We start from the raw sequence: 12,663 nt of genomic DNA, 5'->3' as shown, positions 1-12,663 counted from the left end.
ATCAGAGCTTCATTTCCAGATTCAGCTGGAACCACGGCTTCAGGCCGCGACCCGTAGCGTAGAACTGATCGCCGGGCAGTTGGGTCTCGGCCCGGGCGTCGAGCGGGAACAGATTATTGGCCGAGAAGCGGACCGAGGTCTTCGGACTGATCATCCACTGGGCGAAAACGTCCAGCCCGCGATTGCGCGAGTACTCGACGCTCTGGCGATCGGTCTGACGCACCGTGTAGACCGGCGTGTAGTTCAAGTTGGCGCCGGTGGTGACCGGCACGCTGCTGAAGCGGTAATCGAAGCCGAGGTTGGCGGTCCAGGGCTGCTGCTGATCGAGCCGGTTGTCCGGCCCGTCCACGGCCTTGACCCGCGAGCGGTACACGCTCACCGAGCTGCGCAGGTTCAACGGCAGCTTCGGATCGAACAGCGACGGGAACAGCTCGCCGGCGCGGCCCTTCAGCTCCATCTCGATGCCGCTGGTGGTGGCGCTGGAGAAGTTCATCGGCCGGATCACGTAGCGCGGGAACGGCACCAGCGCGGTCGGCGCGTCCAGCGTGACGACGTTGCGGATCAACTGGCTGATGTTGCGGTGGAACACGCCGAGGCTGAAGAGGCTGCCGCCGGTGAGGTACTTCTCGTAGGAGACATCCAGCCCCGTGGCCAGCTCCGGCTTCAGCGACGGATTGCCGACGCGGTCCGGGTTGAACTCATCGTTGGTGCCATCCGGCCGCTGGAACTTGCTGTTGAGCGTGTAGCGACCCAGCATCTGGGTCAGCTCCGGCGCCTTGTAGCTGCGGGTGATGCTGGCGCGGATCATGTCGCGCCCCTTCGGATCCAGCTTGTAGGTCAGGTGCCACAGCGGCGACAGCACGCTGGAGCTGTTGCGCGCGTCGGTGCCGACACCGCGGCTCGTCGTCACGATCTGCTCATGGCGCAGGCCGAAGTAGGTCGACCACTGCGGGTTGATCTCCCATTCGTCCTGGATGAAGAAGGCCTGACGGCGGATGCGCGCACCGAAGTTCTCGCCGTTCAATCCGGGGAGCTGCTCCTCGCCGCCGACCAGGGTGTTGCGGACCTCGTCGCGCTTGCGGAACTCGAAATCCCAGCCGACCGTCACCGTGTGCTCCTCGCCGAGGATGTGGCTGTACTTGCCGGCCTGCGTCAGGCTCCGGTCGCGGCTGTCGAGCAACGCATCCACCGGATCCTCGACCGGACGCGTGCGGTTCTCGATGTGGTTTTTCGCGTCCTGCACGCCGGCCTTCAGCTCCCACTTCTGGGTCTCGCTGAACCGGTTGTTCCACGTCAGATTGGCGCGCAACATCTGCCAGGTGCCCTGGTTGTCGGCGTTGTCGTCCAGGCGCGTGCTCTCGCTGTAGGCCGCGTCCGGTGTCAGCCGCACCGAGTTGTTCCAGAAGCCCTTCTGCGCGAAGCCGATCAGCGAGACGCTCTCGTCGTCGCTGATCTTCCAGGTGGCGCGCGGCGCCGAATTGAAGCCGTGGCCCCAGTTGCGCATCTTCCCGTGCTGCGACGCGATCACCGGCTGGCCGTCGAGGTCGGTGCCGTTGCGCTCGGTCGTGGACTTCAACTCCTGCAACCACTGGAACGCCGACAGCGGCACCGACACGGACACCGGCCCGAAGCGCTCGCCGTAGGTGAAGGTGGCCGACGGCACCGGGTGGTTGATGTTGTAGCCGGCCCCGACGCGCAGGTCTCGCTGCGACAGCTTCGGCGCTTCCTTGAGGATGATGTTGATCGCGCCGGCGACGGCCTGCGCGCTCTGGTCAGCGCTGGGGCCCTTGGTGAGTTCGATGCGCTCGACCTGGGCGGGATCCAGTTGGTCCAGCTTGAAGCCCGGAGGCGCCGGATCGCCGTTGATCAGGATCAGCGTGTAGCCCGAACCCAAGCCGCGCATGCGCGGCGCGCCGTCGGACACGTTGACGCCCGGCAGACGTTTGAGCACGTCGGCGACGCTCGTGTCGCCGTACTTGTCGAGCTCATCCCGGCCATAGATCTGCTTGGCCACCGGCGCACGGCGGCGCAGCTCCGAATCGGTGTTCCGGCCGGTGATCTCCACCCGGTCCAGGCGCTTGCCCGACGTCGGCTCGTTGCCCAGTCCCGGAGGCGCGTCCTGCGCAAGGACGGCAGTCGCCGGCGCAAGCGCGGACAGGCAGACAAGGGCACAGGCCCTGGCGATGGCGTGGGTCTTCAAGGGGACTCCCGAGGATTTGGTGTCGACACGGTGTGTGCCGTGTCGACTTTTGTCTTTGACGGTGAACGGCGCGCAGCGTAGCCGTACAGCGCGCGCTTCGACACCTCAGGTGCGACCGACCGCGAAAAATGTGGGACCAAACGCGATCGGGCGTCGTGGACGGCGGCTACTGCTTCGACCGAGCACGATCGGGACGACCGCAGCCCCTTTTCTCCATGTCCCCCTTCGTTACCCTTCCGGGTAACGAATTCCTCCTAATACTTCCGAAAAGGGGCAGCGGTCGCCCCGATCCGAAGTACCGAGGCGCTCGCCGATTCAGCGCTTGAGCTTGGCGAAAGCCGCGGCCATCGCGTTGCCGCCGGTCGGCTGGGCGTCACGCGCGCCAGACGGGCGAGCACCGCCCGAACGCTCATTGCGACCGGCAGGACGGAAGCTGTTGTCCGGCTTCGAGCCACCGCGCGGCGCCTGCGCATCGAGCTTCATCGTCAACGAAATGCGCTTGCGGGCCAGGTCGACCTCCAGCACCTTCACCTTGACGATGTCGCCGGTCTTGACCACCTCACGCGCATCGTTGACAAACTTGTTGGCCAGTTGGCTGACGTGGATCAGGCCGTCCTGATGCACGCCCAGGTCGACGAAGGCGCCGAACTGCGCGACGTTGGACACCGTGCCTTCCAGCACCATGCCTTCCTTCAAGTCCTTGAGGTCCTCGACACCCTCGTTGAAGCGCGCGACCTTGAAGTCCGGACGTGGATCGCGGCCCGGCTTCTCCAGCTCGACCAGGATGTCCTTGACCGTGATCGCGCCGAAGCGCTCATCGGCGAACGCCTCGGGCTTCAGCGTGCGGATCACGTCGGACTTGCCCATCACATCGGCGATCGGACGATCGACCTTCGCCAGGATGCGCTCGATGACCGGATAGGTTTCCGGGTGCACGCCGCTCACGTCGAGTGGGTTGTCGCCGTCGCGGATGCGCAGGAAACCGGCCGCCTGCTCGAAGGTCTTCGGACCGAGGCCGGTGACGTCCAGCAACTGCTGGCGATTGCGGAAGGCGCCATTGGCGTCGCGCCAGCGCACGATCGAATTGGCGACGCTGGCCGACAGGCCCGACACGCGCGACAGCAGCGGCGCGGACGCGGTGTTCAGGTCGACACCGACCGAGTTCACGCAGTCCTCGACGACCGTGTCCAGCGTGCGCGCGAGTTCGCTCTGATTGACGTCGTGCTGGTACTGGCCGACGCCGATCGACTTGGGATCGATCTTCACCAGCTCCGCCAACGGATCCTGCAGGCGACGCGCGATGGACACGGCGCCGCGCAGCGACACGTCCAGATCGGGCAGTTCCTTCGAGGCGAATTCCGAGGCCGAGTACACCGACGCGCCGGCTTCGCTGACGACGACCTTCTCGATGACGGTCTCAGGCGCCATCGATTGAATGCGCTTGATGAGGTCGGCGGCGAGCTTGTCGGTCTCGCGCGAGGCGGTGCCGTTGCCGATCGCGATGAGGTTGACGCCGTGCGTCGCGCACAAGCGGCCCAAGGTGTGGATCGAGCCTTCCCAGTCGCGCTTGGGCTCATGCGGGTAGACGGTCGACGTGTCCAGCACGCGCCCGGTGTCGCTGACGACCGCGACCTTCACGCCGGTGCGGATGCCCGGGTCCAGGCCCATGACGACGCGCTTGCCGGCCGGTGCGGCCAGCAGCAGGTCGCGCAGGTTCTCGGCGAAGACCTTGGTGGCGACCTTCTCGGCCTCTTCGCGCAGCCGTGCGAAGAGGTCGCGCTCCAGGCTCAGCGAGAGCTTGACCTTCCAGGTCCACGCGACGGTCTTGCGGATCAGTTCGTCGCCGGCGCGCTTGCCATGGCTCCAGCCGAGGTGCCGGGCGATGCGGCCTTCGGCGAGCGAGGGCTGACCGAGGACCACTTCCTCGTCGAGCGCCAGCTTGGCGTCGAGGAACTCCTGCGTGCGACCGCGGAAGACGGCCAGCGCGCGGTGCGACGGCACGGTGCGGATCGGTTCGGCGTAGTCGAAGTAGTCGCGGAACTTCGAGATGTCGGGGTGGTTCTCGTCCTTGCCGTCCATCAGCTTGGACTTGAAGAGGCCCTCCTCCCACAGCCACTCGCGCAGCTTGCCGATCAGCAGGGCGTCCTCGGCCCAGCGCTCGGACAGCAGGTCGCGCACGCCGTCCAGCACCGCGAAGGCATCGGCGAAGCCGGCGTCGGGGTTGAGGAAGGCGCCGGCCTCCGTCATCGGATCGAGCGACGGATCGGCGAACAGCTTGTCGGCGAGCGGCTCCAGGCCGGCCTCGCGGGCGATCAGGCCCTTGGTGCGGCGCTTCTGCTTGTACGGCAGGTAGAGGTCTTCCAGCTCCTGCTTGGTCGGCGCGGCGGCGATGGCGGCGGCGAGTTCGGGCGTGAGCTTGCCCTGCTCCTCGATGCTCTTGAGCACGGCCTCGCGGCGGTCCTCGAGCTCGCGCAGGTAGCCCAGGCGGGCCTCGAGTTCGCGCAGCTGGATGTCATCGAGGCCGTCGGTGGCCTCCTTGCGGTAGCGGGCGATGAACGGGACGGTGGCCCCGCCGTCGAGCAGTTCCACGGCCGCGTTGACTTGCGCCGGCCGGACTTTCAGTTCGGCGGCAATCTGAAGCAGGATCTTGTCCAAAACAGCGACGGGCCAGCGGCCCAGAGAGCAACGAAAGCGGACGAGTTTAGGTCACGCCGGGAAGGCTCTCCGCAACAACGCGTCGACGTCAACGGTACGCGTATCGAGCACCCCGGCGACCGCGCCCCATTGCGGATCGAGACGGCTGGCGATGAACGCGTCGGCGACGAAGCCGGGGGAGTGCCGGCGCAGCAGCGCCGCCTGTGCCAGCAGCACCAGCCGCGTGGCGAAGCGGCGGCCCAGTGCTTCCAGTTGCTCCGGCGGCGTCGCCAGCAAGCTGCGCAGCGCATCGAGTTCGGCGCGCAGCGCGCGGTCGTCGCCAAGGTCTTCCTCGAAGTCCTCCAGCAGCGCCAGGAAGGCCTGCGGATCGCGCGCGACGGCGCGCATCACGTCCAGGCACATCACGTTGCCGGAGCCTTCCCAGATCGAGTTGACGGGCGCCTCGCGGTAGAGCCGGCCCATGATGCCGTCGTCGATGTAGCCGTTGCCGCCGAGCACTTCCATCGCCTCGCCGGTGAGTTCGACCGCGCGCTTGCAGACCCAGAACTTCGCCGCCGGCGTGACCAGGCGCATCCAGGTGCGTTCGCGCGGATCGTCCTGGTGCTCGAAGGCATGCGCCAGACGCAGGCTCAGCTGCATCGCGGCCTCGCTCTCGAGCGCGAGGTCCGCGAGCACCGCGCGCATCAGCGGCTGCTCCGCGAGCCGCTTGCCGAAGGCGCTGCGGTGCCGCGTGTAGTGCAGCGCCTGCACCAGCGCCTGCCGCAGCATCGCCGCACTGCCGACGACGCAGTTCAGCCGTGTGTAGGTGGCCATCTCGATGATGGTCGGGATGCCGCGGCCCTCCTCGCCCATCAGCACGCCGTAGGCGTCCTGGAACTCGACTTCCGAGCTGCTGTTGCTGCGGTTGCCGACCTTGTCCTTCAGACGTTGCAGGTTGACCGCGTTCTTCGTCCCGTCGGGCCGCCAGCGCGGCACGAAGAAGCAGCCCGGCGCGCCGTCCGGCGTCTTGGCGACGACCAGGTGCGCGTCGCACATCGGCGCGGAGAAGAACCACTTGTGCCCCGTGAGGCGGTACTCGCCGCCGCGGCCACCCGGCCCCACAGGCTCGGCGCGCGTCGTGTTGGCGCGCACGTCGGACCCACCCTGCTTCTCCGTCATGCCCATGCCCAGCCAGATCGAGCGCTTCTGAGTGAGGGGCAGGTCTTGCCCGTCGTATTCGGTACTGAAGAGCTGGTCGCGCAGCGCGTCCCACAACGGCGGCTCGCGGCGCAGCACCGGGATGCTGGCCTGCGTCATCGTCGCGGGACAGAGCGTGCCGGCCTCGACCTGCCCGTGCAGGTAGAAGCCCGCGGCCCACGCGGCCCAGCGGCCGGGGCGCTCGTCGCGGAATGGCATCGCGACCAGATCCGCCCGGCGGTACATCGCCAGCAGTTCGTGCCAGCCGGCGTCGAACTCGACACGGTCGATGCGGCGGCCGCGCTTGTCGAAGTTGTCGAGCGTCGGCGTGACGCGGTTGATGCGCTCGGCGATCGCAAAGGTCCCGGCGCGGCCCAGCTCGGTCGCGTACGCACTCAAGCCTGGCACGAAGGCCTCGGCGCCGGCGCGCGTGAGCGCCTCCTTCAGCGCCGGATCGGTGGCGAGCAGCGAGTAGTCGTTGAGCTCGTCGACCTGGTTGGTGATCTCGTGGGTGCGCCATCCGGAGGCCGAATGGGCGTCGTCGACATCGGCATTCATGGGGTTTCCTCCATGGTCGTCATGGTGTGCGGCTCCTGATGCGTCCCTCGTTTCCAGCATGTCCTCTGGATCGGGGTCGCGGCAATCCGGATCCTCGCCTATCGCGCGCACGCCAGCCACGGACGTGCCCGAAAACTTCGTTGCAAGGGTTACACCGGCTGTAAGGCCTGACAGTCCGACGCGGCCTGCGAAGCCCCTACATTCGCCCAGTCGTCCGGACCACACAAGACCTGACCTCGGGACCTCCGGGGCACCCGGCGACACCTCGGGACGCGGCGCCAGCCGTACCTCCAAGAACATCTGACACGGCCCCACCACGGGTCGCGAACAGAGGGGGCCGTCCCGTTCCTACCTGAGCGCGCACGGCCATTTCTTCGGGAGATCTGATCGATCCATCACGAAAGAAAGAGGCTTATGTCTAACGTTTCCACACAGGCATTCATCCGGCGCGCCATTCGCGCCAGCATCCTCGCCGCCGCGGCCACCGCCGCCTGCCAGGCGATCGCCGCGGACCGCGTCCTGCTCGACGACTCCTCCCCCGTGAACACGCAGATGCGCGCCTCGAGCGCCGCGCCGCAGTCCGCCGCCACGGCGCTGGGACTCGGCGCCAGCGACCTGCAGGCCGTGCGCAGCCAGACCTACGCCGGCGGCAAGGTCGTCACGCGTCACCAGCAGTACTACCAGGGCGTCCCGGTGTGGGGCGAAGGGGTGGTCGAGAGCAGCGAGGCCGGCGCCTCGCGCTTCTCCGGCAGCATGCTGTCCAACATCCAGCAGGATCTGCCCTCCACGCAGGCCAGCCTGACCGCGCAAGGCGCGCTGGCGCAGGCCAAGGGATCCATCAACGCCGCGATCACCGAGAACGAGCAGGTCAAGCTGTACGTCCGGCTGAACCAGAACAACAAGGCGCAGCTGTTCTACCTGGTGTCCTTCGTGCGCCACGACGCGAAGCAGCCGAGCCGCCCGCACTTCATGATCGACGCCACCACCGGCGCGGTGCTGGAGCGCTGGGAAGGCCTGGCCCACAAGGACGCGACCGGGCCCGGCGGCAACGCCAAGACCGGCCGCTATGAATACGGTACCGACTACCCGCCGCTGAAGGTGACCGACACCTGCCAGATGAACTCCGGCAACGTCGTCACCGTCAACCTCAACGGCAGCACCGGCGCCAGCAACACGCCCTTCCAGTTCACCTGCTCGCGCAACGAGTACAAGCAGATCAACGGCGCCTACTCGCCGCTGAACGACGCGCACTACTTCGGCGAAATCATCTTCAAGATGTACGGGGACTGGTTCAACATCCGTCCGCTGACCGGCACGCTGTACATGCGCGTCCACTACGGCAGCAACTACGAGAACGCCTTCTGGGACGGCACGGCGATGAGCTTCGGCGACGGCCGCACCACCTTCTATCCGCTGGTGTCGCTGGACGTCTCCGCGCACGAGGTGAGCCACGGCTTCACCGAGCAGAACTCGGGCCTGACCTACTCCGGCCAGTCGGGCGGCATGAACGAAGCCTTCTCCGACATGGCCGGCGAAGCCGCCGAGTACTACCGCAACAACGGCAGCAACGACTGGCTGGTCGGCGCGCAGATCTTCAAGGGCTCGGGCGCGCTGCGCTACTTCGACGATCCGACCCGCGACGGCAGCTCCATCGGCAATGCGGCCGACTACCGCAGCGGCATGGACGTGCACTACTCGAGCGGCGTCTACAACAAGGCCTTCTACCTGCTCGCGACCAAGCCGGGCTGGAACACGCGCAAGGCCTTCGAAGTGATGGTCGACGCCAACCGCCTCTACTGGACCGCCAACAGCACCTTCAACCAGGGCGCCTGCGGCGTGGAGACGGCGGCGACCAACCGCGGCTACGCCAAGGCCGATGTGACCGCCGCCTTCGCCAGCGTCGGTGTGAGCTGCTCGGGCACCACGCCGCCGCCGACCGCGACCCCGCTGACCTCGGGCGTGCCGGTGAGCGGCATCTCACTGGCCACGGGTGCGACCAAGCTGTACAGCATCACCGTCCCGGCGGGCCGCTCCACGCTGACGATCAAGCTGTCCGGCGGCACGGGCGACGGCGACGTCTACGTCAAGCGCGGCTCCGCGGCGACGACCACGAGCTACGACAAGCGCTCGATCGGCTCGACAAACGCCGAGACGATCACCTTCTCCGCGCCGACGGCCGGCGTGTACTACGTGCTGGTCAGCGCGTACGCGAAGGTGACCAGCGCGACCCTGGTCGGGACGTACTGATCCGCGGCTGACCCCCGCCTGATCGAGCGATCGATCCCGACGCGTCGCCTTGCGCGACGCCTCGGACTCCGGCGCGCCGCCCCGCGCGGCGCGCCGGCTTCGCCATTCCTGGAACGACTCCGGAGAGAACACCCATGCGTTCATTCCTCACCATCACCGCGGTGTGCGTCGGCCTGGCCGCGCTCACGCCCGCGTATGCGGGCGACAAGGTCTGGATCAGCCTCGGCGACGCCGCGCTGGCCCAGTTGCAGAAGCACCGTCCGGCCGCGCGCGCCGTGGCCAGCGTCAAGGCCGATGCCGCGCAGGATGCGTCGGCGCTGTCCTTCGCCGCCAAGCCCGAGAGCATCCATCTGGTCGAGGTGGACGAGGACGCGCTCGCGTCGCTCAGCCACTCGATCCACGAAGAGCTGCGCCGCTGCGGCGGCTACATGTACCACGCCACCCAGGAGGCCGGCCTGGCCTCGCTGAAGCGCCACAGCACGCCCGCCGCCTCGCAACAGCTGGCGGCCGCGCTGCTCGCGACGCGGCCGAGCTACACGATCGACCAGCAGGCCGTCGTGACGCCCATCCTGTCGCAGATGCAGGCCAGCAACATCGGCCAGACCATCGTCGACCTGTCGGCCAACATCAACCGCTACTACACGAGCAGCAGCGGCGTGGCGGCGTCCAACTGGCTCAAGCAGAAGTGGACGACGCTGGGCGCCGGCCGCGGCGACATCACGGTCGAGCAGTTCACCCATTCAGGCTGGGCGCAGAAGTCGGTGATCGCCACGATCCAGGGCAGCGACAACGGCAGCGAAGTGATCGTGATGGGCGCGCACCTGGACTCGATCAACCAGTCCGGCGGCTCGGGCGAGACGATGCGCGCGCCGGGCGCCGATGACGACGCCTCCGGCGTCGCCAGCCTGACCGAGGTGCTGCGCGCGCTGGTGCAGGCGAACTACAAGCCGCGCCGCACCATCAAGCTGATGGCCTACGCGGCGGAGGAAGTCGGCCTGCGCGGCTCGCAGGAGATCGCCAACAGCTTCGCCGCGGCCAACACGAACGTGGTCGGGGTGCTGCAGCTCGACATGACCAACTACAAGGGCGCGGCCAACGACATCTACATCTTCACCGACTACACGGACAGCGCGCAGAACACCTTCCTCACGAACGTGATCGCGACCTACCTGCCGACGCTGCGCGTGGGCACGGACCGCTGCGGCTACGCGTGCTCGGACCATGCGTCGTGGAACGCCAAGGGCTTCTTCGCGAGCATGCCCTTCGAGTCGAGCTTCAGCGCGGACAACCCGTACATCCACACGGCCAACGACACCTACGCCAACATGGGCAGTCAGGCCGACCACGCGCTCAAGTTCGCGCGCATGGCCGCGGCGTATGCGGTGGAACTGGGCAGCGACGGCCCCGGCACGCCGCCACCGACGGACAAGACCGAGAACTTCAGCGGCAGCCTGGCGCGCGGCGCCAGCAAGAGCTTCGGTCCGTTCAAGGTCGCCAACGGCGGCAGCCTCGCGGCGAGCACGACGGGCACCGGCGACATGGACCTCTACGTGCGCAAGAGCGCGGTGCCGACGACGAGCACCTACACCTGCAAGTCGGACGGTTCCACGGCGACCGAAGGCTGCAGCGTCAACATGACGGCCAACGGCGACGTGTACGTGCTGGTCTACGGGTACTCGGCGGGGAACTACCAGCTGAAGGTCACGTACCGGCCGCAGTGAAGCGGTCCCTCAGCCACTTCCCGGCCGCGTCGTTCTGCGCTCGCGGATGCCACGCCATCGCGAGCCGGAACGGCGCCAGCTCGAACGGGAGTTCGAGCAGGTCGACGAAGGACTCGTAGCGCTGCAGCAGCTGTCGCGGCAGCGTCGTGACGAGGTCCGTCTGCGAGAGCACCAGCGCGACCTGGTTGTAGCTCGGCACCGCCGCCGTCACGCGGCGGTGCCGGCCCAGCTTGGCCAGGGCGTCGTCGACCGACGACGAGAACTCGCCCTTCGATGACACGATGACGTGGCCGAGATCGCAGTATTCATCGAGCTTCGGCGGCTTGGTTCCGCGCGGATGGCTGCGGCGCTGCGCCAGCGCGAAGTCGGCGCTCAACAGGAAGCGCGCCTTCAGTGCTTCCGGCACCTTGTCGATGTCGCCGAGGAACAGGTCGACCTCGCCGCGCGCCATGCGCTCGACCAGCCCGGTGTCGTAGGCCGGCACGACGGCCATCCGCAGCGCGGGATTGCCGTGGCTCATCACCTCGGCCAACACGTCCAGCGCCAGGATGGTGAACACGCTGTCGTTGGCCGCGACGGTGAAGGTCCGCGCCGACGTCGCCGGATCGAAGTCGTGCGGCTGCGCGACCGCCTCGCGCAACTGAGAGAGCGCCTGCGCCAGCGCCGGCCGCAGCGCCAGCGCGCGCTCCGTGGCCACCATGCCGCGCCCCGTCTCCGACGGCACCAGCAACGGGTCCTGGAACAGCTCGCGGAGCTTGGCCAGATGTCCCGACAGCGTGGGCTGGCTGATGTGCATCCGCTGCGCGGCGCGCGTGACGTTGAGTTCGTCGAGCAGCGTGTCCAGCGAGATCAGCAGGTGCAGATCCGAACGTCTCATATCCACGATTCCGATACCTCCCATCGAATCTGACGACTCACGCTCCCGGCCGGGTCCGGCCTACGCTTCGCACCGTCCCTCTGGAATGGGCCTCAAGCCCGCGAAAACCGTCGAGATGGTATCGCCTCAATCGATGACCACACTGACCCATCACCCGGCTCGCTTCGAGCCTCCGACTTCAACAGGACCATGATGAATCGCTCCTTCCTCACCCTGACCCTCGCACTCGCCGCGGCCTTCGCGACCGTGGCGCCCGCCGTCCATGCGGAGGACGCCGCAGCACCCAAGCTCAGCCACATCCAGGCCGGCTACCAGCACTTCAAGATCGGCGCGTTCGAGGTGATCGCGCTGTCGGACGGGACCCTGCCCATTCCCGCGCAGCAGGTGCTGAAGGGCATCAGCGCCGAGGAGGTCGCGACGCGCCTCGCGCGGACCTACCAAGGCATCGACGTGGAGGCCTCGATCAACGCCTTCCTGATCAAGGCCGGCGACCGCCTGGTGATGATCGACGCCGGCACCGGCGAGCTCTACGGCCCCAAGCTCAACAAGATCGGCGCGAGCCTCAAGGCCGCCGGCTACGCGCCGGAGCAGATCACCGACATCCTCATCACCCACATCCACACGGACCACACCGGCGGCCTGATGGATGGCACGCGCCTGGTCTTCCCGAACGCGACCTTGCACCTCGAACGCAAGGAGCTCGACTACTGGCTGAATGCGGCGCAGCGTGCCCGCGCCCCGGAGGCGCTGAAGGTCTACTTCGACCAGGCCTCGGCCAAGGTCCAGCCTTACGTCGACGCGGGCCGCGTGAAGCCCTTCAGCGGCGAGACCGCGCTCTTCCCCGGCATCCGCTCGCTGCCCGCGCCGGGGCACACGCCGGGCCACAGCTTCTACGTGCTGGAGAGCCAGGGCGAGAAGCTGGTGTTCTGGGGCGACCTGCTCCACGTGGCCGACGTGCAGTTGCCCAGGCCCGACGTGACCGTCGCCTTCGACGTCGACCCCAAGGCCGCGGCGGCAACGCGCAAGGCCGCCTTCGCCGACGCGCTCAAGGGCCGCTACTGGGTCGCCGGCGACCACGTCAGCTTCCCCGGCGTCGGTCACCTGCAGGCGGACGGCAAGGGCTATCGCTGGATCCCGATGCCCTACATCAACGACCACTTCGACCATCGCGAGATGAAGTGAATGCAAGGGACCACCGGTGGCCCATCCGTGCTACATTAGCTGGATAG

At 67.7% G+C, this 12,663-nt stretch carries 7 protein-coding genes; 3 read left to right on the top strand and 4 right to left on the bottom strand.

The features are described from left to right. Position 1: 1 nt before the first annotated feature. The 3 genes from AC07OZ_RS24720 to AC07OZ_RS24710 form a co-directional block, all read right to left on the bottom strand. Entirely contained in the window at positions 2 to 2,200 is a 2,199-nt protein-coding gene (locus AC07OZ_RS24720) for a TonB-dependent receptor plug domain-containing protein (protein ID WP_495469726.1), read from the bottom strand. A 315-nt stretch (positions 2,201 to 2,515) separates the two neighbouring features. Then, a complete protein-coding gene (locus tag AC07OZ_RS24715; protein ID WP_495469725.1) occupies positions 2,516 to 4,855 on the bottom strand; it encodes a Tex family protein in 2,340 nt (779 codons plus the stop codon). 51 nt (positions 4,856 to 4,906) lie between these two features. After that, positions 4,907 to 6,589, bottom strand: coding sequence for an acyl-CoA dehydrogenase family protein (locus AC07OZ_RS24710; protein WP_495469724.1), 1,683 nt, complete (start codon positions 6,587 to 6,589; stop codon positions 4,907 to 4,909). A 414-nt stretch (positions 6,590 to 7,003) separates the two neighbouring features. On the opposite strand from AC07OZ_RS24710, the gene AC07OZ_RS24705 reads away from it, so the two are divergent. After that, the gene (locus AC07OZ_RS24705) at positions 7,004 to 8,836 is read left to right on the top strand and encodes a M4 family metallopeptidase (protein ID WP_495469723.1); all 1,833 of its coding nucleotides are present in this window, start codon (positions 7,004 to 7,006) and stop codon (positions 8,834 to 8,836) included. Between the two features lie 134 nt (positions 8,837 to 8,970). Then, complete coding sequence (locus AC07OZ_RS24700; RefSeq protein WP_495469722.1) at positions 8,971 to 10,557, top strand: M20/M25/M40 family metallo-hydrolase; 1,587 nt, start codon at positions 8,971 to 8,973, stop codon at positions 10,555 to 10,557. Here the strand turns inward: AC07OZ_RS24700 and AC07OZ_RS24695 are convergent. Continuing rightward, positions 10,538 to 11,434, bottom strand: coding sequence for a LysR family transcriptional regulator (locus tag AC07OZ_RS24695; protein WP_495469721.1), 897 nt, complete (start codon positions 11,432 to 11,434; stop codon positions 10,538 to 10,540). The two genes, AC07OZ_RS24700 and AC07OZ_RS24695, sit on opposite strands and share 20 nt — an antisense overlap. Before the next feature lie 189 nt (positions 11,435 to 11,623). Here AC07OZ_RS24695 and AC07OZ_RS24690 point away from each other — a divergent pair, with 189 nt between their 5' ends. Further along, positions 11,624 to 12,616: an MBL fold metallo-hydrolase gene (locus AC07OZ_RS24690; protein ID WP_495469720.1), complete on the top strand. Its 993-nt coding sequence runs from the start codon at positions 11,624 to 11,626 to the stop codon at positions 12,614 to 12,616. Positions 12,617 to 12,663: the final 47 nt, after the last annotated feature.

The sequence above is a fragment of the Roseateles sp. GW821-FHT09G03 genome (assembly GCF_059416045.1).
The sequence above is the reverse complement of the archived record's forward strand: the minus strand, read 5'-3'. Positions and strand labels throughout refer to the sequence as shown.